20 protein-coding genes, 1 tRNA gene and 1 CRISPR repeat array are annotated in these 22,831 nt (G+C 71.0%); of the genes, 7 read left to right on the top strand and 14 right to left on the bottom strand.

What is annotated here, in order from left to right; all coding sequences use genetic code 11:
- Positions 1-40: 40 nt before the first annotated feature.
- Positions 41-916: an alpha/beta fold hydrolase gene (locus ACZ42X_RS02045; RefSeq protein ID WP_468283287.1), complete on the bottom strand. Its 876-nt coding sequence runs from the start codon at positions 914-916 to the stop codon at positions 41-43.
- Positions 917-1,120: 204 nt separating this feature from the next.
- On the opposite strand from ACZ42X_RS02045, the gene ACZ42X_RS02050 reads away from it, so the two are divergent.
- The 3 genes from ACZ42X_RS02050 to ACZ42X_RS02060 all read left to right on the top strand — a co-directional run bounded on the left by ACZ42X_RS02050 (position 1,121) and on the right by ACZ42X_RS02060 (position 2,430).
- Positions 1,121-1,660: a hypothetical protein gene (locus ACZ42X_RS02050; protein ID WP_468283290.1), complete on the top strand. Its 540-nt coding sequence runs from the start codon at positions 1,121-1,123 to the stop codon at positions 1,658-1,660.
- Positions 1,661-1,768: 108 nt separating this feature from the next.
- A complete protein-coding gene (locus ACZ42X_RS02055; RefSeq protein ID WP_468283293.1) occupies positions 1,769-2,182 on the top strand; it encodes a DUF1622 domain-containing protein in 414 nt (137 codons plus the stop codon).
- Positions 2,179-2,430, top strand: a complete 252-nt coding sequence (locus tag ACZ42X_RS02060; protein ID WP_468283296.1) for a hypothetical protein — start codon at positions 2,179-2,181, stop codon at positions 2,428-2,430. Before ACZ42X_RS02055 ends, ACZ42X_RS02060 begins: the two co-directional genes overlap by 4 nt.
- Before the next feature lie 133 nt (positions 2,431-2,563).
- Here the strand turns inward: ACZ42X_RS02060 and ACZ42X_RS02065 are convergent, their stop codons facing one another.
- From ACZ42X_RS02065 to cas3, 10 genes are all read right to left on the bottom strand, one after another.
- Positions 2,564-4,024, bottom strand: a complete 1,461-nt coding sequence (locus ACZ42X_RS02065; RefSeq protein WP_468283300.1) for a transposase — start codon at positions 4,022-4,024, stop codon at positions 2,564-2,566.
- On the bottom strand, positions 3,993-4,463 hold the full coding sequence (locus tag ACZ42X_RS02070; RefSeq protein ID WP_468283302.1) for a hypothetical protein: 471 nt from the start codon (positions 4,461-4,463) through the stop codon (positions 3,993-3,995). Before ACZ42X_RS02070 ends, ACZ42X_RS02065 begins: the two co-directional genes overlap by 32 nt.
- A 71-nt stretch (positions 4,464-4,534) precedes the next feature.
- A CRISPR array of direct repeats spans positions 4,535-6,333; the repeat unit is 29 nt; unit sequence GGGACCATCCCCGCGGGTGCGGGGAGCAG.
- 92 nt (positions 6,334-6,425) lie between these two features.
- Positions 6,426-6,785: a type I-E CRISPR-associated endoribonuclease Cas2e gene (gene cas2e, locus ACZ42X_RS02075; protein WP_468283304.1), complete on the bottom strand. Its 360-nt coding sequence runs from the start codon at positions 6,783-6,785 to the stop codon at positions 6,426-6,428.
- Positions 6,782-7,747 (bottom strand): type I-E CRISPR-associated endonuclease Cas1e, encoded by a 966-nt coding sequence (gene cas1e / locus ACZ42X_RS02080; RefSeq protein ID WP_468283306.1) that lies wholly within the window; start codon positions 7,745-7,747, stop codon positions 6,782-6,784. The genes cas2e and cas1e overlap by 4 nt, the downstream gene beginning before the upstream one ends.
- Positions 7,744-8,532 (bottom strand): type I-E CRISPR-associated protein Cas6/Cse3/CasE, encoded by a 789-nt coding sequence (gene cas6e / locus ACZ42X_RS02085; protein ID WP_468283308.1) that lies wholly within the window; start codon positions 8,530-8,532, stop codon positions 7,744-7,746. The genes cas1e and cas6e overlap by 4 nt, the downstream gene beginning before the upstream one ends.
- A complete protein-coding gene (cas5e, locus tag ACZ42X_RS02090; RefSeq protein ID WP_468283310.1) occupies positions 8,532-9,272 on the bottom strand; it encodes a type I-E CRISPR-associated protein Cas5/CasD in 741 nt (246 codons plus the stop codon). Before cas5e ends, cas6e begins: the two co-directional genes overlap by 1 nt.
- Entirely contained in the window at positions 9,269-10,465 is a 1,197-nt protein-coding gene (gene cas7e, locus ACZ42X_RS02095; RefSeq protein WP_468283312.1) for a type I-E CRISPR-associated protein Cas7/Cse4/CasC, read from the bottom strand. Before cas7e ends, cas5e begins: the two co-directional genes overlap by 4 nt.
- Positions 10,462-11,151 carry a type I-E CRISPR-associated protein Cse2/CasB gene (gene casB, locus ACZ42X_RS02100; RefSeq protein WP_468283314.1) on the bottom strand — a complete coding sequence of 230 codons (690 nt, stop codon included), beginning with the start codon at positions 11,149-11,151 and terminating at the stop codon, positions 10,462-10,464. The genes cas7e and casB overlap by 4 nt, the downstream gene beginning before the upstream one ends.
- Positions 11,148-12,899: a type I-E CRISPR-associated protein Cse1/CasA gene (gene casA, locus ACZ42X_RS02105; RefSeq protein ID WP_468283316.1), complete on the bottom strand. Its 1,752-nt coding sequence runs from the start codon at positions 12,897-12,899 to the stop codon at positions 11,148-11,150. The genes casB and casA overlap by 4 nt, the downstream gene beginning before the upstream one ends.
- Positions 12,900-13,466: 567 nt before the next feature.
- Positions 13,467-16,391: a CRISPR-associated helicase Cas3' gene (gene cas3 / locus ACZ42X_RS02110; protein WP_468283318.1), complete on the bottom strand. Its 2,925-nt coding sequence runs from the start codon at positions 16,389-16,391 to the stop codon at positions 13,467-13,469.
- 1,099 nt (positions 16,392-17,490) lie between these two features.
- Between cas3 and ACZ42X_RS02115 the strand changes: the two genes are divergently transcribed.
- The 3 genes from ACZ42X_RS02115 to ACZ42X_RS02125 are packed head-to-tail and all read left to right on the top strand — an operon-like array spanning position 17,491 to position 18,538.
- On the top strand, positions 17,491-17,775 hold the full coding sequence (locus ACZ42X_RS02115; protein WP_468283320.1) for a hypothetical protein: 285 nt from the start codon (positions 17,491-17,493) through the stop codon (positions 17,773-17,775).
- Positions 17,745-18,101, top strand: coding sequence for a hypothetical protein (locus ACZ42X_RS02120; RefSeq protein ID WP_468283322.1), 357 nt, complete (start codon positions 17,745-17,747; stop codon positions 18,099-18,101). The genes ACZ42X_RS02115 and ACZ42X_RS02120 overlap by 31 nt, the downstream gene beginning before the upstream one ends.
- A complete protein-coding gene (locus ACZ42X_RS02125) occupies positions 18,065-18,538 on the top strand; it encodes a tyrosine-type recombinase/integrase (protein ID WP_468283324.1) in 474 nt (157 codons plus the stop codon). Before ACZ42X_RS02120 ends, ACZ42X_RS02125 begins: the two co-directional genes overlap by 37 nt.
- 98 nt (positions 18,539-18,636) lie before the next feature.
- Here the strand turns inward: ACZ42X_RS02125 and ACZ42X_RS02130 are convergent.
- Both ACZ42X_RS02130 and ACZ42X_RS02135 read right to left on the bottom strand, forming a co-directional pair.
- Positions 18,637-18,710 (bottom strand) — tRNA-Pro (locus ACZ42X_RS02130).
- A gap of 53 nt (positions 18,711-18,763) precedes the next feature.
- Positions 18,764-21,427 (bottom strand): ATP-binding protein, encoded by a 2,664-nt coding sequence (locus tag ACZ42X_RS02135; protein WP_468283326.1) that lies wholly within the window; start codon positions 21,425-21,427, stop codon positions 18,764-18,766.
- Between the two features lie 121 nt (positions 21,428-21,548).
- On the opposite strand from ACZ42X_RS02135, the gene ACZ42X_RS02140 reads away from it, so the two are divergent.
- Entirely contained in the window at positions 21,549-22,049 is a 501-nt protein-coding gene (locus ACZ42X_RS02140; RefSeq protein WP_468283328.1) for a DUF309 domain-containing protein, read from the top strand.
- A 32-nt stretch (positions 22,050-22,081) separates the two neighbouring features.
- Here the strand turns inward: ACZ42X_RS02140 and ACZ42X_RS02145 are convergent, their stop codons facing one another.
- Positions 22,082-22,693, bottom strand: a complete 612-nt coding sequence (locus ACZ42X_RS02145) for a TetR/AcrR family transcriptional regulator (RefSeq protein WP_468283330.1) — start codon at positions 22,691-22,693, stop codon at positions 22,082-22,084.
- Positions 22,694-22,831: the final 138 nt, after the last annotated feature.

The following is a 22,831-nucleotide window of genomic DNA, read 5'->3' on the forward strand; positions in this document are numbered from 1 at the left end:
GCCCTCCTGCCGCGGGCACGCCCGCGCGCCGCCCGGCTCCTCACGGGACGCGGGAGAGCAGGGTGCGCAGCACGGCCTCGGTGTGTGTCCAGAGCAGGGAACCCGCGGCGGCCGGCAGCAGGTGCCGGGTCGCCAGCGGGATCATCCGGGCCAGCGAGGCGCCCAGGTCCGGGGAGTGGACCGGGCTCGTGTCCTGCTCCCCGTACCAGAGGTCGACCGGGACGGCGATGTCGGCCGGGTCGAAGGGCCAGCGGGCCATCGCCAGGACGGTGTCGCGGGCGTAGCCCGCCGAGCCCTGGCGGAACGCCTCGTCCATCGCGCGCCGGAAGGCGTGCCGGAAGACCGTGTCGGTGTAGACCGCGCGATCGGCCTCGGAGCTGGTGGTGACGACCAGCTCCCACAGGGCGTTGGCGCTGCCGAAGCCGGCGAAGGAGGCCATGGCGGCGTCGGGGTCGGCCGCGACCGCGTCCACCATGTCCCTGACCTGTGGGGCGAGCACGTGGGCAAAGCGCGGATGGGCGAGTTCGTCGCTGCCGGAGACCACGGCCACCGCCTTCACCAGACCGCTTGCCGCCAGCGCGAGCGCGAACGGGGCCCCTTGCGAGAACCCCACCGCCAACGGGCCGCGCAGAGCCCGCTGCTGGACGAAGTGCTGGATGTCGGCTGCCCAGTCGGTCAGGGTCCGGCCGGGAGCCGGGTCGGAGGCACCGAGGCCGGGCCGGTCCACACTGATGAGCCGGATCGCGGCCGCATCGACGAGACCGCCGCCGAAACCGAGCCATCTGCTGGTGGCCGCCCCCGGACACACCAGCACCGGGATGCCGTCGACCGGGCCCCACTCCGCCCAACCGAGGAGCCGGCCGTCCAGCAGCCGGGCCTCTCCCAGCCGTTCCGGCTCCGCTACGCCATAGTCCATGATCCGTACCGTTCGTCCATCTGCTCGACACTCCACGATAGGACGGGGCGGAACACGGGCGTTGGGCTCCCCTGCCGTACGGACCGACGCCGTACGGACCGACGCCGTGCGGCCGCGGACGTGAAGGTTCGCGCTGTGCGAGACTGCGCGCCACGCGGATGCTCGTGGGGGGGCTGACTGGTGGGTGTGCTGAAGAGGATGAGGATGCGGGCGGGCCTTGTCCCGGTGCTGACGGGGGCGCTGCTCCTGTCTGTGACGGGGTGCTCGCCGGAGCAGCGTCCGCTGGTGGCGGTGTACGTGGACGAACGGGGTGTCCCGTACGCGCTGCTGAGGTCGTGCGACGACGACGGCCGGGTGCGCGGGCCCGGGCTGCGCGGAACCTTCGCGCGGGGTACGAAAGGGGCCGCACCGGACGAGGCGCGGGGCAGCGCACCGGCGGAGCCCCTGGCGGAGGACTCCTGGACCGGTTGGGAGACCCGTGGGCCCCACGAGGCCGCCGACTTTCCCCTGTTCGCCCCGCCCTCGTCATGGTCCGCCGAGACCCGTGGCCCGCAGAGCCTGCAACCGGGTCACTCGTATGAGCTCGCGTTCGCCGACCCCGACGACTCCTACGTCTACACCGCCTCGGTGACGTTCGACGCCCGGGAACTCGCGGCGTTGCCGGCCGGACAGGTGCTGACCGGCCAAGGTGCCATGACGCGGGGGGCGTTCGAGAACCTCGTACGACAGGCTTGCGGAGGGTGACCGCTCCCCCGCGTACCCGCCGCGCCACGCCCGGGCACCGCGTCGCCGACTGGGCCGCTCGGGGCATGCCGGGCATCACCGGAAGGGTGGCGGGGTACCGGCTGAGCCATGGCCCTGTCGGTGGAACCGCTGCCCGAGTCGACACTGCGCGACGTGATCGGCCTGCTCGTGCGGCTGATCGAGTCCGCGGGCGCTCTGATCATCTTCATCGGTGCGGTCTGGGCGTTCGTCCAGTTCGTGCGGGCCGGGGTCCGGGCACGGGGCCGGGTGGCCGGCTTCAACCGCATCCGCCTGAGCCTGGGCCGCTTCCTCGTACTCGGCCTGGAGTTCCAGCTCGCGGGAGACGTCCTGCGCACCGCGGTCGCGCCCAGTTTCACCGAAATCGGGCAACTGGCGGCCATCGCGGCGATCCGGACCGCGCTGAACTACTTCCTCGGCCGGGAGATCGCCCAGGAGCGGGCAGAGCTCGAACAGCATGACGCACCGCACCAGCGGCACAGCACCAAGGGCCTGCCGACATGAAGTCCTGGCTGGAGGCGGCGGCCGTACTGATCACCGCCGCCGGGCTCGTCTCGGCCGTCTCCGCCTACCGCCTGACCCACACCCTCCGGCCGGCCCTGGCCGTGCTGCTCGACTTCCTGACCGCCGCCGGTCTCATCCGCCTCTCCGGCGCCCCCTCCTGGGACGGCATCGCCCTCGCGGCCGCGGTGATCGCCTTGCGTAAACTCCTCGGCATCGGCCTGGGCATCGCGTCCCGCACCGCCACGTAGCCCCGGCGCCGCTCAGCGGCACTACAACGGCCAGGGCCGGTTTCGGAGAGGGCCAGTTGGTCACTTCGCGCACTACAGGTGGCCACTTGTGCCGCCTGCAGAGGAGGAACCACTTCATGACCCGATGATTCGATCAACGTCCGACTGCGAGCATTCGGGTGACGCGACGGCGCGTCACCCCGGCGACCGGGGCCCTGCCCCCGGTCGATGTGGCTGGAGAAGCCAACTCGGCTGGCGCCGCTGCATGGTTCGCATGTTCCTCGTGGCTCTCCGCCGCGCGTGCTGTGTCGGAACCTCCGCGGTGTAGAGGGGCTTCGAGTGATGAAAACAACCGCCGTCGAACGTGCCGTGCCATACCGCCACCGGCAGCCCGCCAGGCCGCTCGGCATCCAGGCTCCGCGGGTCGTGTGCGCCGCACCAGGGCAACCAGGCGAAAATTCAGATCCCGATCCTCGGTGCCGTAGATCTGGCGGAGGGTCCGTCGTCCGCCCTCGGTAAGGCCCAGACCTTCACCGAAATGCGGATCGTGGACGCCCTGGCCGCGACCGGGCAGCTGAGCGTCACGCACCTCGGGCTCAGGACTGGTTCCCGGCTCCTCCGGACCGATCACGCTTCCGGGTAGGTCGCGGGCGCCTGCGATGAGGACGCCCAGCCACCCCTTGGCCAGCCGCCTCTCAATGGTGTCAAGAGGCAGCACCTCCGCTCCTCCGCTCGCCGAGAGGACGAGGTACAGCTGGCCGGCACCTGGCGCCAGCGTGCGCAGCGCATGGATGTGATCGAGTGTGACGGGGCGCCGGTCGAAGACGGGGGTGCCATCGAAGATGCCTGGGCGAACGATGCCCGGCTGACTTCCGGGACCACGGTGGCGCTCGGACAGATCCGCCGTCCCGTCGGCTGTGCTGCACGGGAGGCCGCTCGCCGGGCCGAGCAGCCGTTCGGCGACGAGAATCACGACGTCCTCGCCGCCGGGGTAGCCGCGCTCACGTACTTCCTCGAACAAGCGGCGGGCGACGGGGCAGCCCTCGGCCCACCGCTGGTGCAGGTAGGGCTTGTAGAGGTCGAGAATGCTGGTGCAGCCGGTCCACCGCCCGCCCAGTAGCTCGTCCGCACTCGCCGCATGCGCGTAGCGGCGCACCGTGTTGCGGGCCAGCCACAGCTGGCGGCCGATCTCCCTTAGTGCAACTCCTTGTTCAACCAAGGCACGGACCATCGCGTGTTGTTCGCGGACCCGGTCGGCCAGGCAGCCGGACATCCGCGGCCCCACGGCGGAAGCCGAATCGAGGTCAAGGCTCTCCTGGGTCGTGGCGCTGTCCAGCGGCTCGCGCAGCAGGGCACGGTGCTGGACAACCGTCTTCTCGACAGCCTCGGCAATGTTCGACCAGATGTGCCACCGGTCTGCGACATGCACGGCGTCCGGGGCGCCGAGGCGTCCGGCCTGGGCGTAAGCGATGGAGCGGTCGCGGCAGATTACATCTACGCCGGGATGCGCGGCGAGCCACCGGGCCACCGTCGTAGTCGTGCGGTCCGGTAGCAGTCGACGGGCTGGCGCGTCTCGATGTCGATCAGGATGGTGCCGTAGTTGTGGCCCTTGCAAGCAGGGCGGACTCGTCCACCCCGAACACTCGCGGCGTGGAAGTTTCCGGGTCCTGCAGGCGGCGGACCAGGCGCAACAAGGTCGAGCGGCTCACCCCGGCCCCCAGTGTAGGGGCCAGGCGGGCACCGGCCCGGCCGGCCAGCATCACCGCCAGACGCTCCAACACCGTCTGCAGTCTGGTGCTGCGTCTGCCGTGCCGGAAGGTCAGCCCATCGACCTGCTCGACGAACGCCACCTGCCAGCAACCTTGTTGGCCGCAGCGGAACCCCCGCACCCGCAACTCAATCAGCACCCGACGCCCGCCGACCGCGCTGTCGGCGAGCCGGCGTACGTACCGGCTGTACACCCGAGGCGACGACGCCGCACACGCAGCCCGTTCCGCAGTGGCGCGGGCCTGCACCGCCACCAACTCGCCGTCGGGTACGACGTTTTCGATCAACACCTTGAACGTGGTGGAACCGCAGGGTGCCGGGAGCAGCGCGCGGCCTGCCGCGAGGTCGACCCCGAGCTGGGACCATCCCGGCTGGTGCGGGGAGCAGCTCGCCGAGCAGTCACCGACGCCGCGGGCCTCGGGACCATCCCCGCGGGTGCGGGGAGCAGGCCGGGCTCGTCATCGCTGGCCTGGCCTGGCTGGGACCATCCCCGCGGGTGCGGGGAGCAGCGCATCGACCTCGCCCGTTCCGCCGGCACTTCGGGACCATCCCCGCGGGTGCGGGGAGCAGTACGTGGACCGGGCGACCGCGGCCGACGTGACGGGACCATCCCCGCGGGTGCGGGGAGCAGTCCTCGGCGGTGTCGTCGGGGGCGTTGTTGGCGGGACCATCCCCGCGGGTGCGGGGAGCAGCGGAGGATCGCGGGCAGGCGCATCAGGACTCCGGGACCATCCCCGCGGGTGCGGGGAGCAGCATGGGAGATCCGGGGTCTGGAGCCACCGCGGACTACCATCCCCGCGGGTGCGGGGAGCAGCTGCTGGAGATGGCCCGCCTTGGCAACCAGGTGGGACCATCCCCGCGGGTGCGGGGAGCAGACGGACGGGACCGGGTTTCTGTTGAGGGGAGAGGGACCATCCCCCGCGGGTGCGGGGAGCAGGTGCTGCGCAGCGTTGGGTGAAAGCGGCTGTGGGGACCATCCCCGCGGGTGCGGGGAGCAGACTCCGCCGCGCGCCGCCGGTGGCTGGCCGCCGGGACCATCCCCGCGGGTGCGGGGAGCAGGATGGCAAGCGGTGCCTGATCTACAACAAGTGAGGACCATCCCCGCGGGTGCGGGGAGCAGTACGACCAGTACGAGGTCATCACCCCGCAGCTGGGACCATCCCCGCGGGTGCGGGGAGCAGCCGTGGACGTCGGTCAAGGCGGGTGATCTGTCGGGACCATCCCCGCGGGTGCGGGGAGCACGCTCCGGCGGCCGATATGCGGGTGGGTACGGTGGGACCATCCCCGCGGGTGCGGGGAGCAGAAGCTCGCGCCGCCGTCGAGGACCGGGCGCCCGGGACCATCCCCGCGGGTGCGGGGAGCAGATACACACCCGGATTTGGAACTGGTTGCGGACGGGACCATCCCCGCGGGTGCGGGGAGCAGCCCGGCGTGCCCTTCAGTAGGTCGCAGGGGTCGGGACCATCCCCGCGGGTGCGGGGAGCAGCATCCGAGTTCGAGTCCCTGCTGTGCCTCGGCGGGACCATCCCCGCGGGTGCGGGGAGCAGTACGTCAAGGCCGACAAGTTCATCGTGGCCGCGGGACCATCCCCGCGGGTGCGGGGAGCAGAAGTGTGTGTCCTTCGCTCCGGTGATCGGGAAGGGACCATCCCCGCGGGTGCGGGGAGCAGGTGGCTGGCTTCCAGTCTCCCGAGAGGCTGGCGGGACCATCCCCGCGGGTGCGGGGAGCAGGGCACGCAGATGGACCACGCGATCTTGGAGTCGGGACCATCCCCGCGGGTGCGGGGAGCAGAAGACCGGCCAGTCCTGGCAGGTGGAGGCCACGGGACCATCCCCGCGGGTGCGGGGAGCAGGGGTCGCGCGGCGTGATCACCCTGGCGACTGCGGGACCATCCCCGCGGGTGCGGGGAGCAGTCGACACCATCGGAGCCGACGGCCCCAGCACAGGGACCATCCCCGCGGGTGCGGGGAGCAGTTCCGGCCCGAGTGCAGAGCGAACCGGGGCACGGGACCATCCCCGCGGGTGCGGGGAGCAGCGTGGCGGCCGGGCGCCGGGCATGGCTGCTGAGGGACCATCCCCGCGGGTGCGGGGAGCAGGACAGCTACGGGTCGGAGCAAAAGCGCATCCTGGGACCATCCCCGCGGGTGCGGGGAGCAGACTGAATGACCTGCGGTTTTAGTGGTGCTGGGGGCGGTTTCCGAGCACTTTCTCTGATTCCGACAAATGAGACAAAAGCTTTCTGATATGCATCAGCCCCTCCCAAACCGTCGGCGTTTGGCGGCCCTGCTCCAGCCGGATGGCGGCCCGTTGGGAACTGGACCGGCGGCGGGTGCGTTCGGGTCAGGGCGGCGGATCAGGGTGATGCCCTCGTGGTCGGCTGGCTGCCAGGCATGGTCATGGGCGCGGAAGGTGAAGCCCTGCTCGTTGTTGGTGGTGTGGGCCAGCAGGGCGCGGCCTTGCCCCGCGTACTGCTGGACTTCTTCCCAGAGCACGTCGCGGATCCGGGCTGAGGGGTTGCCCACGAACACGCCGGCGGAGATCTCCAGCAACCAGCGCGTGAGGAAGCCGCGTAGTCCGGCCGGGCAGTTGGTGAGGACGATGACGGTCACCAGAGCTCATCCCCGTAGTCGGGCCCGTCGTAATTGACGCCCGCGGCGACCTGGTGATTGCGGTCGCTCTGGAGCGTGACGACGTCCCGGTCGTCGCCGGACTCGGAGGGTGTGGCCGTCTCGGGCAGCACGAGGTGTTTGATGTCGTCGACGCACCGGTTCAGCAAGGATGTTTCGGTGATGCGGTCCCGCAGTGCACGGCGGGTGCGGGAGCCGACGTCCTCCTCGCCCTGTGCGGCCACGTCGAAGGCGAGCGGGATGCCGATTTCTGTCTTGTAGAGGTCGGCGATGTCCAGGACGAAGGACAGTTCGTGGCCGGAGTGGATGAAACCGAGGGCTGGGCTGCATCCCAGGGAGGTGACGACGGCGTGGGCGATGCCGTACATGCACTGGGCGGCGGCGGTGACGGCCTGGTTGACGGCGTCGCCGCTGGTGAAGTCGCCGGGGGTGTAACGGCGGCCCCGCCAGGAGACGCCGGTGCGGGTGGCCTGGGCTCGGTAACAGTCCTTGACTCGTCGTCCCTCGCGGCCGAGTAGTTCGTGCCTGGTGAGGCCGGCCGGGTCCTCGTCCGGGAAACGCAGCTGGTACATCTTGCGCGCCACGGCGAGGCGGCTGCGCGGGTTGGCCCACTGCCGGGCCTGGGCCTCCATGAGGGCGTTCGAGCGGCTGAGGGCACGGCCGGAGGCGTAGTAGCGCACGCCGTGTTCGCCGACCCAGCAGACTGCCGCGCCGGTCTCGCCCAGCACGCTCATGGCCTGGTGGGTGACGCGTGTTCCGGGGCCGAGGAGGAGGGTGCCGATGGTCGCTGAGGGGATGTGGGTGGTGCCTTCGGCGTCCTGGGCGGTGATGGCGTTGGCGTCGCGGTGGACCGTGCAGCGTTCCAGGTAGACGAAGGAGAGTCGTTCGTCGGTGCGGGTGAGCTGGCGGGGAGTGAGTGCCGGGCGCTGGGAGACTGTACTCATGGTGTTTTCCGGGCGGGCTGGGCAAGGGGGGCCAGGGTGAGGAGGCCGCAGCCGTAGGCGCGGGCCCGGCCGACGCCCTGGGTGAGGGTACGGCGCAGGGCGTCGGGGTCGATGATCTCCATCCGTCCTTCGAAGGTGACGGTGACGACGGTGACCGGCTTGTCCCTGCGCCCGCCGGAGCTGTGGGGCTTGTCGAAGGAGAGGGACCGCGTGTCCCGTACGGCCACTTCGTACCGGTCACCGGGATGGGAACGCTTCTGGTGGGTAGTGCCATCGGCCAAGAGTCGCCGGTCGGCCGGTTTCTCGCAGATGCGGAAGCCGAGGCGTTTTTGGCGCTCTTCGTCGAGCAGCCAGCCCATCTGGTGGATGGGTGTGAGATGGGCGGTGATCTTGCGGGGTTCGCCTTCTTTGCGGCGAATGGTGTGCACGGGGTTCGCGGTCAGGCGGAATGCCCAGCGGTCACCGGCGGTCAGCCGGTCGAGGAGCGGAGCATAGGACCGGGTCTGCCAACCGGGGTTGTCGGGGTCGGCGGCGGCGGGCCATCCGGCCTGCTCGACCAGGTGCGTCAGGTCGGGGCGATCAGGGCTGACGATGTACAGCAGTACCTCGGCGCGGGCTCGCTGATCCAGACGCCACAGCACTCGCGGTGTGTCGGGCTTCGGGGCGTCGGAGGGCAGGATGTGGGGGAAGGACGACATGACGGCCGCGTGCATGGCTTGAGGTGAGGACAGCAGGCGGCGGGCGCCGGGCCGCGCGGTGTTGACGCGGAAGCGGGTGATAAACATCAGGCGCTGTCATCCTCCAGGACATCGAGGGCGGCGAACGGATCGTGCGTATCCTGCGGGCTGCCGCCCGCCGGGACCGGAGTGGGCACGGGGGAGGTGGCGACGGTGCGCAGCGTGTGTCGCCGGTGTGCGGCGTCGAAGCTGACCGGCTGGTCGCGCAGGACGTCTGCCGCTGTGACCGGCTCGTCGGCGGACGTCTCGCGCAGCACCGTCAAAGTTTGCGGGATCGGGTGGCGCCTGCGGTACCAGGCGGATGCCTGCCAGGGCACGCGCGTCAGTACGTCCTCCAGGCGGGTGTCCTCGTACAGTCCGAGGCCGACCGGTTCGGAGGGCGGGCAGGAGCGTCGTCCGAGGTAGGGCGGGTACGCCGGGGTGCGCAGGGCGTCGCACAGGCTGGTGAGCAGGGCGTGATCGCCTTCGACTGCGGCGACGAAGACGGCGTCGGCGAGGTAGAAGCGTTCGGACAGCGGCATGGATGCGCCGGTGACGCCATGGTGGGCGGTATGGAAGTCCCGGATGCGGGTACCGGGCTGGTCGACGCGGACACCGAATCGGAGCGCCGCCAGGGGGGCGAGGCGTGTGTCGTCGCCGCGTTCGATGCCGGCCGCCGCGGCGAGCAGGCCGACGACGCCGCTCTTGGTCGGGGCCGATTCGGTGGTTCGGCGGGTGAAGCGGGAGGAGGCGCCCCAGGACTGCAGGGGGCCTGCCAGGCGGAGGGCGAGTACGCCCGTGCGGCTCATGCGGGCTTCTCCAGGCGTTCTGCGACGGCCTGGCCGACAGCGGCTGCGAGTTCGCGGAGTGTGCCGGTCTCGATGCCGAGATCGGCGAGCTTCTGCGTGGCGGGGCCGACGCGCAGGACCCAGGTGAGGGTGGTCTCGGGGTCGCCGTAGGCACGCTCGACATCGGAGGCGTAGGCGGCGAGCCGATCGGCGGCCTCGCGCATGTGGCCGCCGCCGTCGCTGCGGACCGGGTCCTCGAAGGCGGCGACGTAGCTGATCGGCCGGGTGGTGCGGAGCCTGATGACGACGGCGTCGGGCTCGGTGTGGTGCCCGAAGGTGTTGATCTTCCCGGTGGGGAGGGAGGAGACGAAAGCGTGCACGAACGCCTCGACGGCGCGGCGTACCGGCTCGGTGCGCGGTTCGTCGTCGCGTAGGCCCTGGCCGAGATTGGCGGCGAGCTGGTGCACGCCGAGGGCGGCATAGCGGTAGAGGGTTGCGGAGTTGAAGTCGACGGTGCCGATCATTCCGGCGCCGGTCTCCTCGTCCTTGTTCTCGTCGTCGACGGCGGTGTAGTAGTCGGACTCGTTGTCCACCCGGTGGACGCTGAGGGCGTGCGCGACCTGCACGGCGGCGTCGACGTTGATGTCGGCGATGTCGGCGACCATGCGGCCGAAGAGGGCGATGTCCACGGAGTGGCGGGTGTCCGCGATTTCCTTGACGCGGGCCTTGTTCTCCTTGGTCTTCAAAAAGGCCGTGATGTCGGCGGCGCCCTCGAGAGCGTGGCGGGCCAGGCCGTCGAGTTGCCGGGAGCTGAGAAAGACCAGGTACTTGCTTTCGGGGGCGGGGATGGGTCCTGCGTCCTTCTTCGCCTTGTCGGATTTTCGCTTGGGAACTTCGGTTTTAATGCCCGTGGCCTTGACGATCTCGTCGGCGAGCTTGAGCGCCGTCTCCTGTCCGACGGACGGGTCGAGGCCGGTGATCCGGTCGGCCAGGAGTTCCACGACCTTCTTGGTCCGCACCCCCAGTTCGGCGGGGTCGAGCAGGTGCTCGTCCTTGAAGTAGGTGCGGATGGCCCGCTTCCACGCCTGGCTCGAGACACGGGCGCGGGGAACGCCGCCGTAGACGGCCGTCTTGGGCGCGCCCGTGTCGTCCCGGTTGAGGTTGCTGGGCGGGACGGTCTGCAGGGCGTGTACGTCCAGGAAGATGCGGTTCACGAGGCGTCCTTGTCGCTGTCCGGGGTGGTGTTCTCGTCCGAGGCCGGCTGGGGCCGTCGCTGCTCGTGGAAGGAGCGACCCCACCTGCGGCGGACGGCGGCGGGCCCGTCGGGCCACTGCCAGAGGTAGAGCTGGCCGGCGAGGAGGGCGTAGTCGAGGGGGATGTCGTGGCGGCGCAGCAGGGCGACGATGTCGCGCAGCCGCTGGGCGAGAGTGACGAGGTCGGGGGCGGTGCCCGCGCGGACCAGACGCTTGCGGACGGGCTCGTCGATGCCGTCGGCCGGCATCAGGCGCCGAACCGCCGCGCCCAGGCCGCCGGGCCGTTCACGGGTGTGCCGGAGGTGCATGGGCGTACCGCGGGACTGCTGGTGGAACGCCCACAGGGTGAGGGCTGCGTGCAGCGCGTTCTCGGCGCGCACCAGCTCCAGCTCGCTCAACGGCCGGGTGTCTTCGGCCGCAGTGTGCAGCGGATCGGTGTCGATCAGGCTCCACAGGTCGGGCGTCTGGCCCGCCTCACGGCCCGCACCGCGGCGCAGGCGGGCGAGGGCGGCCACGGCCTGGGACCTGTCCTGGAGATATCCCGCCTGCCAGGAGCCGATGAGCGTGGCGGCGAGTTCTGCGACCTGCTGGTGAACCGGGACCACGGCGGGGGGAGCCGACGGGGATACGGGCGTTGCGGGGGTCATACGTGCACCTCCGGGTTGGTCGCGGCGTGATCGGTTGCCGGCAGGCCGGCGGGTCCCGGCCGGGGCGGACCGTCGCCGTTCGGGACGGCGGCACTTTCGCTGTGGCCCGCAGCGCTTGGAGAGTCGGGGTCCCCCAGCGCCCTGGCCAACCGTCCGCGGAACCACACGTCGGCCAGGCCCGCGTTCAGCCAGTGGGTGCCGCCCTTGTCGCCGGTGTGGATCCGCCCCTGCCAGGCCGCGTCGCCCGCGGCGGCGATGAGACGGTCCCCGAGACGGCCCACCATCTGCCGTACCTGGCGCTGCCAGGTGTGGCGGTGCTCGAACGGGTCGTCAGCTTCCGCCAGGGCGGACAACCAGCCGCGGTACGGATGGTCCAGCGCGTCGAATCCCTCGGCGCGGGCAGTGGACTTCGGTCCTTCCTGTTCGGTTCCGGTGGCCCGGGCCAGGTCAGCCGCAAGGTCCTCCAGGGCCCGCACCGCCCGATCGGCGTCCTCGGCCGCGGCGATGGCCTGCCGGGCGTACGTGGGATCCTGCCCGTGGAGCAGGACGACCGGCATCGCCAAGCGGTCGTCGACGACCTCGTCGATCACGGACTGCTGGGTCCCGTACCTGACGCCCACCACCCGGGCACGGATGAGGGAACGGCGGGTGAGATGGCCTTCGGTCACCAGACGGGCGACCCAATCGAGGATCCGCGGCCGAAGACGCGACGGTCCTCCCGCGCCGCCGGCCTCCTCCAGCCGGTCGGCGAGGAGCGCGGCGAGCCCTCGCCAGGACGAGCGGGCCGGATCGTGTTCCAGGGGCAGGTACACGGGTGACTGCCCCAGCTTCTTCTCCTGCGCGGGGCTGCGCCGCCACGGGGTCATCGGCTCGCGGCGATGCATGTTCCGCCAGGCGAGCGGGTCGCCGTAGCCGAGAACGACACCATGGACGCCATCCGCATCGTGGTGCAGCCGCACCCGGCGCGACTGCCAGGTGTACACGTCTCGAAGGCCGCACGCAGCCCGGCCGTCGGATCCCGGCCCGCACGGCTCACGGCGCCAGGCCGGCCGGTCGTCAGGAGAGAAGTCGAGTGCTTCGGTGTCCGCTGCCACCAGGTTGAGCAGCAGCGTCTGGCGTAGCGTCGCACCTTCCACGAAGACGCCGCCGAGCCCGCCCGCCCAGCCGGTGCCGAGCGGGTACACCTTGCCGCCCTTGACCCGGTCGTCGCCGGCCATGCCGCTCTTGATGCCGGAGGTGTCGTAGGCGTGGACGTGGACGACCCAGCGCGCGGCCTCGGCGAAGGTCAGCCGTTCCACGCCCGGCATCCGCGCAGTGAAGAACGGCTCCCCGGTGGGCACGTCGGCCACGATCCGGTTCAGGGAGAAGACCTCGTCCTTCGCGGTGCGCAGCCCGGCGGCCTGCAGGAACGGCGTCAGCGGGTGCAGAAGGTCGAACCGCTCGCGGTGCTCCTCCAGGTACGCCTGGACGGGGGCGAAGCACTCGGGGTCCTCCCACAGCTCCGCCCACTCCTCGATGCTGCGCGGACCGTCCAGGGCGTCGTGCGCGACGGCCAGGAGGAGGCGGACCAGAGCGAACTCCTGAGTGGCCAGGTCACTCACGACGCGCTGCAGATCATCGGCTCGGGCGAAAACCTGACACAGCGATAACTCGTGTTGAGAACCGTCGCTGTGCAGCACCTGGATCCACGGCCGGCGGGTCAGGTCGAAGGACAGTACGCCATCGTTGCTCGGACTGTACTTAGGCACTGCTCACCTCAAGACGGTCGCTGGGACTGCAGCGGAGGCAGAAGCCTGCCACACGGGTCTGACAATGCCCGCCGCGGAGAGGAACGGCTGGTATGCCAGCCATCCATGCCACGACCACGCGACAACCCATGGCCATTGAGCGCTTGCAGGACCCGGGCGTGGTGCACCACCGTTGTGGCGTAAGCGAGTTGACGCTTGACCTGCAGGAGTTTGCATGAGGCTCCACTTCGCCCGAGGTACGCGCATCCATGCTGCAACAGGCTGAGGGGCGTACGGAAATCATGAGTAGCTGGATCCGCTGGATCCTGGTGACGAGCGCCGTTGTTGTCATCTCTTGGTTAAGCCTGGTGCTGGGCAACCGCTCTGGCCGGTGCAGTGTCTGCCGTGGCGGGCCTGCCCTTGATCCGGTGGGGAGAGAGAAGTCAGCAGCCACCGAAGGAAATGTGATCGCTCCGCCCTGCGGCTCCCTACGGGTGTCGCGCCACGGCAACTTCGGGCAGCGCAGCAAGCTCCCGCGTAGCATGCGATTACTGCTCCCCACCAACATGGGGGTGGTCCCAGACGGTTTCACGTCGTCGGCCCTTCAGCACGGGTTACCTCCAGACCGTCTTCAGGGCTGTACTGGAGCGAGAATCCCGCCAGCCGGGTCTGACAGTCCTCGTCGAGAGCGAGAATCAGCTGGTCGGAGAGCCAAGGGCTGTCCTTGCCCTGCCACTTCGGCACGTACAGCTGCTCCAGCTCCTGGATGGCCCGGTCCATGGTTTCGCCGGAGAACTGCAAGGGGAGCCGCAGTCCGCAGCTCGCGGCTGTACGGGCCGCGAACCGTGTCGGCGTGGCGTCCTGCGGCAGTGCGAGGTCGGCTCGTTGCCGCTTCTTGCTGTCCGGCTTGAGCCACGGCAGGGTCGCAAAACTTCCGTCACCGCGCCGCTGCACGACGACGACCTCCAGGCTGTCCCGGCTGTCGCGGACCTGGGCACGCCCGGTGGGGGTGTCGTCCGTGTCCCCCACCCCGGCGGCGACCCAGCCGAACAGCGGACGCCCCGGTTTGCCGACGCCCCCCAGACGGAACACAGCGGCGCGCCCGGCCTGGTCGTCGCGGTGCCGGTCGAACTGTTCGCGTGCTCTCTTCATCGCGTCCTGCCAGTGGTCCGGCCCGATCGGGTCCTCCGCGTACGCGCTCTGCACGAGAGGACTGATGTCCGCAGGGAGCCGCACCGGCCGCCCGGATCCGCCGTCGAGGTAAGGGAAGAGCACTGCGGCCGATCGCAGCAGGGTGTACTGCCCGTACACGGCGACCGAGCCCCGCACCGGGGCGGGCACGTCCGCCGTCCAGTCGGCTCCCGTCACCAGGCAGCGCGCCGTCCGCAGGCGTACGGGCCGCTCTTCCTGACCCGGTCCGCGCTGGTGGCGGTGCAGGCGCCCCATGCGCTGCAGAAGCAGGTCGACAGGGCACAGGTCGCTGACCAGCAGATCGAAATCGACGTCCAAAGACTGCTCGGCAACCTGGCTGGCCACCACGATGTGCCGGCCCGTGGGCCTGTCATCCGTCTTCTCCGGAGGCCCGAACAGACGCAGCAGCGTGCTGTCCTTGTCCGCCCGGTCGAGATCGACGAAGCACGAGTGGGCCACGGTCACGTTCTCGGCCCCGAACCTGTCGCGCAGCGCGCGAGCTGTCTCGAGCACCCGCCTGACCGTGTTCCGGATCACCAAAGCGCATCCGCCGTCGGCCAGTTCGCTCTCCAGCCGGTCGCAAAGGACATCCAAACTGTCGTCCAGGCGCTCCAAGTTGACCGCCGTCGACCGGGCCGACGCCCGCGGGCGGCGGCACAGTGAGGCGCCGCCCGGAGCGACGGCGGTCAGCAAGGGGTACGCGTCCGGTGTGGCAGTGTTCCCGTCGGCATCGGCCCGGCCGGAGTACGCCGCGACGAGTTCACGTCTGCGCGAGGCCGGCAGGGTCGCAGACAGGACCACCACCGGGACCCGGTAGGCACTCAGCCAGGACAGCACCCGGTCCAGGTACACGCTCATGTACGTGTCATAGGCGTGCGCCTCGTCGATGACGATGACCTTCCCCGCCAAGGCGAGGTGCCGCAGCGCCAGGTGCCTGCTCTTCAACCCGGCGAACAGCAACTGATCGATGGTGCCTGCGACGAACGAGGCCAGCATGGCCTTCTTATGGCCACGCAGCCACGCATGCGCCACGAGTTCAGCAGCCGCGCGGTGCTGCTCGTCCCGCTGTTGCCGAGGTGCGGGCGCCGCTTCATCCACGCCGACGGCCACGACCCGCCCTGCACGGGCCATCAGGCCGGCGAAGTCCTCGTTCAGAGCGGCCTTGGAATGGGCCAGATGCACCGAGCGGCGCGAGCCGGCCACCCCCGGCAACCGCTCCAGCCAGTCCAGCAGGCGAGGGAACATGGCGTTGCCGGTGGCCATGGTAGGCAGGGCGAAGAACACGCCTCCCGCGCCCGAGCGCGCTGCGAAGATCTCGGCCACGGCGAGCGCCGCCTCCGTCTTCCCCTCCCCCATCGGTGCCTCGACGATCATCAGCCCGGGCGTCTGCATCTCCCGGGCGAGTTCCACGGCCGCTTCCTGGACCGGGCGTATCCGCGCTCCCGCCGGCAGTTCGAACCGGGAGGCGAACAGCTCTCGCGCGCTTCGGTCCGTTTCCTCGGCCCGCCAGGGTTCCGGCAGGTCCAGTCCCTGCCAGGCCGCGGCGAGACGCTCCTGGTCATCGCGGGACGCGCCATCGGGGAAATACGGGAAGAGGTCCGGGTTGCTGGCGATCCAGTCGGAGACGATGACCAGCGCGGTGAGAAGCACCTGCACCGGCTGCGGCAGCTTCACCGTCCGCCATGCCGCCAACCGCTGCGCCACACCGAAACGCTCGGCGCAGGCGTCGAGCAGTTCGGTCTGCACCTGCCGCCAGAGTCGGCCACTCGCACCAGGAGTGCGCAGCAGCTCTTCATGCTCGTACAAAGCTGTGATCTGGCCGTGTTCGGGCGGCGCCCCATGATGTCCGCCCACAGCAACCGTGAACTGCCCGGTCCGGGCGGACACCCACCCGTGGCGTTCCTCCAGCCATTCCCCCAGCAGTACCTGCCCGGCCAGACCGTGCGGCGCGATCCGACGGTCCGGCCCCATCGCCTTCGCCGAACGTATTTCCAGCCCGTGGCCACGCATCGCGTCGGCCAGCTGATCGACCTGACAGGCGAATGCCGGGGTGGCCTTGCCGATGTCGTGCACCCCGGCAAGCCATACGGCGAGGGCGCGTGCGTCTGCATCGCACTGCGGCAACGCCTCGGCCACCAGCCTGCGCACCCCTACAGGCAGCCAACGGTCCCACAACAGGCCCGCCACCGCAGCTGCGTCCTCCATGTGCCGCCACAACGGCAACCATCCATCGGTGTCACAGTCATACTTGGCCCACACCGACCGGGCCGGCCCCCCGAGCCGGCGCAACAGGCCGCAACAAGCACTCCCCTCATCACTCATGAGCAATTGATACCGGCAGACCCCACCCCCGCACACCAAAACAAGCCAACAGAAGCGCCTACAGGGAAACAGCACCGCCGTCACGTAGCATCATCGGCTTGCCACTGATCCAGCGAGAAGCACTCACGTGACCGAGTGCCAAAATGTCCCCTTGGCCGGAATCTGCGATAGTTACTGAAAACGCGTCACTACAGCAATCACTTCGCAGGTCAGAAAGTCTGCTCCCCGCACGCGCGGGGATGGTCCCGCGAGCGCGGACATCTCCAGCCTGCCCAACCCCTGCTCCCCGCACGCGCGGGGATGGTCCCCCTCATCTGCTGGACGCGTTCGCGCCCTGGGCCTGCTCCCCGCACGCGCGGGGATGGCCCCTCCTCGCCGGGCTGCCCGTGCCCGTTCCAGTCCTGCTCGCCGGACGCGCGGGGATGGTCTCGCCTCCGCGGCCCCTTTTCGGCGGACTCAAGGATCGCCACGCGTTCCACATGATGGGTCATGAGAAACAGGCCGATTAGGCCCTATAAGCGAACCGCCAACTTTTCACTACCCTGTCATGTCGCTTCAGTTGGGCAACATAGCTCGTGATCGCCGGTTAGCCAAACCGGCGTATCCCAAGACGATTATCTGGTCAACGTTCGTTTCAGAGCACAACCGCGGGTGATGGTGGTTGACGTCAGCGCTGCCGCCCATGGGGCGCCACACCTCCGTTCTCGAAGCGTGTCACCCCCATACGAATCTCTTCCACCGATCCTCCTAGTGCTCTGTACTGCCCCGAGAATGCCCGCACTTGCCCGTGCCGATAGCAACAAGCTTCAACACCGAGCCTCTTCGCGAGAAGAAGGCCGCAGCAGCACAACCCGCAACTCCCCGCCAGCATGCCGTCCCAGCCGATAACCAAGCGCCCCTCCTGACCAACGCCTGGTACTCAACCACCGACCTGGCCTCTTGTCTCCGGGTGGACGCCTCAACCCTGCGCCGATGGCGCACCGCCCAACCTCACAAGGACCGCGTTTCGTCGCCCTTTCGGAACGTGTGGTCATGTACAGCGCGCTCGATGTCGAGGAATGGCTGCACAGCCGCCGTGCCGTCCCCACCAAGGGGATCCATGGCCGATGAGACCAACGTTCCCGTCGGCATCCGGCTCTCCACCGACATCGAACACCGCCCTGACCGTCCCGCCCCCTATCGGGCGCGCGTCCGATGGTGGGATCCCACCACCAAGCGCCGTCAGTCACTGTCCGAGGGAAAGAACAGCGAAGAAGAAGCGCAGGAGTGGCTCCAGGCCATCATCCAGGCCGTACAAGCCGGCCTGACCTTGTCGACCGCCACCATGCCCTGGCCGAATACGGCGAAGCGAACATGGACCTCGTGCTGCGCGGCCTGGAGTTGAAGACGCTGGACCCCTACCTCGCAGGATGGCGGATGTGCGTGGTTCCCGCTCTGGGCCACCTACCCGTGTGGCCGATCACCAACGGTGTCGTCAACTGGACCGTGCAGAACTGGATCACCGAGGAGCACAGCCGCTCAACGGTGAAGAACACGCTCACCGCCCTGGTCCGCGTCATGGAACAGGCCGTGCGCGGAAGACGTTTTCGTCTTCGCCGCGTGCACCGCCGCCCGGATCAGCAATCTCGGGCTGCCGCGTCCAGGACATCGACACCGACCAGTGGATCTGGACGGTGCGCCGCCGGGCCACGCCCGCGCCCGGCGGACTGACCGACAAGGGCACCAAGGGCAAGCAGGCCCGCAAGGTCCCCATCATCGAGAAGATCCGCCCCCTCGTCGCCCAGCGCGTCCTGTCCGCCGTCCCCGACCCCGACGCCCGCCTGTTCACCGGCCCGCGCGGCGGACGCATCTCCACCGCCGTCCTGCGCGACGCGACCCACTGGGACGACGTCGTCACCCGACTCGGCTACGACCACCTGCGCCGCCACGACCTCCGGCGCACCGGCCTGGCCTGGTTCGCCGACGCGGGAGTCCCGGTACCCGTCCTGCGACGCATCGCCGGTCACGGCTCCCTCGTGGCCACCCAGCGCTACCTCCACCCGAACGTACACAACAAGATCACGGCCGCCGACGCAGCACTCTCCGCATACCGCAGCGCGGTCCGCGCCCCCCGCTCGCTCCCGAGCCCGATCGTCATCACCCGCTGACACCCGTCAAGGAGCCCGGTCCCCAAGTGGTCCCAAAAACGATCAAGGGGCCGTTTCAGATTGCTCTGAAACGGCCCCTGACCTGCGACTTCGCAAAGTCGGGACGACAGGATTTGAACCTGCGACCCCTTGACCCCCAGTCAAGTGCGCTACCAAGCTGCGCCACGTCCCGATGCGCGTGTCCCCCGGCTGGTCGCCGTGGTGAGCGCGCAGGAGAAGATTACCTCACTCTCGGCGTGGGTTCGTCTCCCGGGCCTCGAGTGCGCGGGTCGCGAGGGTGTCGGCGCCGCAGGTGGTGGCCAGGGTGGCGGCGTGGGTGAGTTCCGCCGGGGAGCCGGCGGCGAGCCCGAGGTCGTACCGGGCCAGGGCGTGTTCGTACGCGGAGGGGGAGGTCTCCAGGTGCCGGACCGCCCGGTCCAGGAGGTGGACGGCCTCGTCGGGGCGGGCGAACAGGGCCGCGCAGCGCAGGGCTTCCCCGAGGGCGGTGGCCGTGCCGAAGCGTTCGGCGTGGGCGCGGGCCTGTTCGGCGTAGCGGGCCGCGCGGGGCCGGTCGGCCGGGGCGAGGGTGCGGGCCAGGTCGCAGGCCCAGGGGGCCCAGACGGGGTTGAGGCGGCCGCGCCGCTCCAAGGCGCGGCCGGCCGACTCCAGTTCCGTGACGGCCTCCTGCGTGCGGCCTTCGGCGAGCAGGAGCCTGCCGTGGACGCAGGGGCCGTCGGGTACGACCATCGCGTGCGGCCAGGGCGGTCCGAAGCGGTAGTGGTCCGCGATGGCGCGGGCCTCCGTGGTCCGGCCCCGGGCCAGCAGCGTGTCGATGAGCAGGCAGACGGCGTCCCACTGGACCGGGAGCCCGGTGCCGAGGCGGTCGGCGATGCGCAGCGCCTCGCGCAGGAAGCTCTCGGCCTCCACGAGCGCGCCGCGGCGGCGGTGGGCCAGGCCGAGGAGGGTGTGGGCGAAGGCGAGGTGGGCGCCGCTCCAGCCGGAGATCTCGAAGGCGCGCACCGCCTCCTCGAACAGGGCGCGGGCGTGGTCGGGCCGGTCGGCGAAGGCGTACGCGACGCCGACCATGGCCGGTGTCTCGCAGCCCCACTCGGTGTCGGTCCAGCCCAGGCCGCGCGCCGGGCGGCCGTCGGGGAGGGAGCGCGCGCACAGGTCGAGGACGTGGTCGGCGTTCTCGCCGCGGAGCATCGCGTCGAAGGCGCGCAGCGACAGCAGGGCGCGTTCGGCGTTGTCGGCTCCGGGGAGGCGGCCGGCGAGGTCCGCGAGGCGGCGGGAGCGGCCGGGTCCGTCCTCCTCGGCGGCCTGGAACCCCTCGTACATGAACCGGGCCGCCTCCAGCCGCGTCCGGGCCGGGCCCGGCGGCGTCCGCGCGGCCTCCGCGGCGACGGCGCGGGCCGCCTCGCGCGGCTCGTCGGTGTGGGCGAGGGCCTGCGCGAGGCGGCAGGTGGCGTCGGTGCGCCGTGGCCCGGTGAGGCCCGGCAGGGCGAGGGCGGAGCGCAGGTAGCGCACGGCGGCGGACGGCGAGGTGAACAGGGCGGCGCAGCCCAGTTCGTACAGGACCTGCGCGTACGCCTCCGGGGGCGGCGGCTCCTGGAGGGCGCGTTCCAGGCAGCGGCGGGCCGCCGCGGGCGCGCCGAGGGCGAGGTACTCGCGGGCCGCCTCGCGCAGCTGGGCGACGACCTCCTCGTCGTCGTCCGGGTGGATCTCGAGCAGGTGGCGGGAGGCGGCCGCGGCACCGAGGCCCGCGCGCGTGAGGGCCCAGGCCGCCCGGCCGTGCATGGCGGTGCGGAGGGCGGGCGGAATGGAGCGGTATATGGCGGTGGCGATGAGCGGGTGGACGAACTCCAGGTGGTCGGATCCGGTGACGATGCGGGCCTCGCGCAGCCGCCGCGTGCAGTTCTCCGCCTCGGCCGCGGTCATCCCGGCGAGGCTGGCGGCGAGGGACTGCGAGATGTCGGTGCCGAGCACGGCGGCCGCCCAGGCGAAGCGGGTCGGGCCGGTGCCGAGCCGTTCCAGCCGGGCCACGAGCCCGCTGCCGCGCGCGGAGGCGGCCAGGTCGCGCAGGAGGGCCGCCGACGTCTCGACCGGGGTCAGCATGCGGTCCTGGGCCTTGGCGAGGAGCTCCACCGTCTCGTACGGGTTGCCCCCGGTCAGCGTCCACACCTCCCGGCAGAACGCCTCGTCCGTCTCGTCGCCGAGGGCGGCCCGGACCATGCCGGCGGTGGCGTCCGCCGTGAGGGCGCGCAGGGTGACGCGGAGCCTGGCCGCCTCGCCGAGCCGGTCGAGCAGGGCGGTGGCCGGGTCCGCCCCGGCTCTGGGGCGGTGGGCGAGGACGACGAGCACCGGCAGGGCGGGCAGGCCGACGGCGAAGGACGCGAGCCAGCCCAGCGATTCGGCGTCCGCCCAGTGCGCGTCGTCGACGATCAGGACGAGCGGGCGGTGGTGCTGGTGGCGGTGGCGTTCGGCGAGCCGCGCGACGAGCCGGTCCAGCCCGTCCCGTACGCCCTGCGGGTCGGCGAGCGGGGCGCTCGGGACGGTGACGCCGAGGGCGGGGGCGGTGATGTCGTACCGGTCGGCGAACAGCCGCCGCAGCTCGTCGCCGTCGTACGCGGCGAGGGCGGGTTGCAGCAGTTGCCGTACCACGTGGAAGGGGACGGACGTGACGGTCTCGCCGCCGCGCGCGGCGTGGACGGTGCAGCGGTCGGCGGCGAGCCGCCGTACGGCGTCGAGTAACGCCGTCTTGCCGATGCCGGATTCACCCCGGTAGACCAGCAGCCCGCCGGAGGCGCCGGCGCCGCACAGCGCGTCCACGGCGCGGGCCGCCGCGGCGAGCTCGGGTTCGCGCTCCAAGAGCGGTACGGACAGCCGGTGTTCCGACCGGGACGGCAGCATCGCCTTCCCTCCCCCTCGACGTGCCCGGGCATGTGTGCGTCTCCGGACCCGAGGGTAGCCGCGCCCCGGCGGCGGAGGACATGGTTGGGAACGCTCCCGCCGGAAGGGTGACAATCGAGGCGTGAACACGACGCGAAGGGACCGCGACCCCGAGGGCCGCGCACGCAACGCACGCCCCCGCGACGGGCTGGGGCGCCCGCTGCCGTACGGCGCGCCGGGTGTGGAGCGCCAGCCGGAGGGGGTGGTGCGTACGCCCGGGGAAACCCTCCGCGAGGCCCAGCGGCTGCTGGACGCGGGGCTGCCGTTCCACGCGCACGAGGTTCTGGAGGACGCGTGGAAGGCGTGCGCCGGGGAGCGGGAGGAGGAACGTGAGCTGTGGCGGGGCCTGGCGCAGCTGGCGGTGGGCCTCACGCACGCGGCGCGCGGGAACAGGGCGGGCGGGGCGCGGTTGCTGCGGCGCGGAGCGGAGCGGATCCGCGCCTTCTCGCCCGTGTACGGGATCGATGTCGGGGGGCTGGTGGAGTGGGCGCGGGGGCTGGCGGGCCGCCTGGAAGGCGCGGCCGAACTGGTGGCCGACCCGGTGGTCGATCCGGCGGCGGAGGCGCCGCGGCTGCGCCGGTAGGCGGGCTTGCGCGCCGACAGCCCCGGGGCCGTCTACGCCTGCGGCGGCGCGAGGCCCAGCGCCGGGAGCAGGACCGCCTCCAGGAGGGCCGGGAGGGCGTCCTCGCCGGTGAAGCGGTCGTCGAAGAGGCGTTCCACGCGCAGGACGCCGAGGAAGCAGGGGGCGACGAACGCGATGGCCGGATTGGCGGGGTCGAGTTCGCCGCGGGCGATGCCGCGCTGGAGCATCGCGTCGAGCGCGGCGACCTCGGGGTCGATGACCGTCTCGCGCAGCGAGCGGCGCAGGTCGGAGTGGAGCAGGTAGGCCTGGCCGACGGCCTCGATCAGTTCGGTGTCGCGGCCGCGGCGGGTCGCGGCGGCCTCGGCGGCGGCGCGCAGGTCGCCCGCGAGGGAGCCGGTGTCGATGTCGGTGAAGAGCGAGCGTCGGCTCTTGGCGAGCGCGGCGGTGACGAGCTGTCGCTTGGTCTTCCACTGCCGGTAGAGGGTGGCCTTGCCGCACTTGGTGCGGGCGGCGACGCCCTCCATCGTGACGGCGTCGTAGCCGCCCTCCCGCAGCAGGTCCAGGACGGCCGCGTACAGCTCCTGCTCACGCTCGGGAGTGATCTTGCTGCGGCGCGCGGCGGCGGTGGCGGCCTGCGTGGACATCGGGTTCTCCCCCGCTGACGGATGCCTCGGTGCGCCTTCGAGCCTACCTCATCGAGACGGGCCCGTATCGAGACGTTTGCGTATCGATGAGACGGGACCTAAGCTTTCCGTTTTGTTGCCTTAGCGAACCATCAGAGG

This window comes from Streptomyces sp. NPDC030862, from assembly GCF_055571835.1.

What these genes read in the sequence shown, in the direction of transcription:
- cas3 (WP_468283318.1), bottom strand. Translation starts at nt 16,391, where the DNA reads ATGAGTGATGAGGGGAGTGCTTGTTGCGGCCTGTTGCGCCGGCTCGGG.
- ACZ42X_RS02060 (WP_468283296.1), top strand. Translation starts at nt 2,179, where the DNA reads ATGAAGTCCTGGCTGGAGGCGGCGGCCGTACTGATCACCGCCGCCGGG.
- ACZ42X_RS02120 (WP_468283322.1), top strand. Translation starts at nt 17,745, where the DNA reads ATGGACCTCGTGCTGCGCGGCCTGGAGTTGAAGACGCTGGACCCCTAC.
- cas5e (WP_468283310.1), bottom strand. Translation starts at nt 9,272, where the DNA reads ATGAGCCGCACGGGCGTACTCGCCCTCCGCCTGGCAGGCCCCCTGCAG.
- ACZ42X_RS02045 (WP_468283287.1), bottom strand. Translation starts at nt 916, where the DNA reads ATGGACTATGGCGTAGCGGAGCCGGAACGGCTGGGAGAGGCCCGGCTG.
- ACZ42X_RS02050 (WP_468283290.1), top strand. Translation starts at nt 1,121, where the DNA reads ATGCGGGCGGGCCTTGTCCCGGTGCTGACGGGGGCGCTGCTCCTGTCT.
- cas1e (WP_468283306.1), bottom strand. Translation starts at nt 7,747, where the DNA reads ATGAGTACAGTCTCCCAGCGCCCGGCACTCACTCCCCGCCAGCTCACC.
- ACZ42X_RS02055 (WP_468283293.1), top strand. Translation starts at nt 1,769, where the DNA reads ATGGCCCTGTCGGTGGAACCGCTGCCCGAGTCGACACTGCGCGACGTG.
- ACZ42X_RS02135 (WP_468283326.1), bottom strand. Translation starts at nt 21,427, where the DNA reads ATGCTGCCGTCCCGGTCGGAACACCGGCTGTCCGTACCGCTCTTGGAG.
- casB (WP_468283314.1), bottom strand. Translation starts at nt 11,151, where the DNA reads ATGACCCCCGCAACGCCCGTATCCCCGTCGGCTCCCCCCGCCGTGGTC.
- ACZ42X_RS02145 (WP_468283330.1), bottom strand. Translation starts at nt 22,693, where the DNA reads ATGTCCACGCAGGCCGCCACCGCCGCCGCGCGCCGCAGCAAGATCACT.
- cas6e (WP_468283308.1), bottom strand. Translation starts at nt 8,532, where the DNA reads ATGTTTATCACCCGCTTCCGCGTCAACACCGCGCGGCCCGGCGCCCGC.
- ACZ42X_RS02115 (WP_468283320.1), top strand. Translation starts at nt 17,491, where the DNA reads ATGGCCGATGAGACCAACGTTCCCGTCGGCATCCGGCTCTCCACCGAC.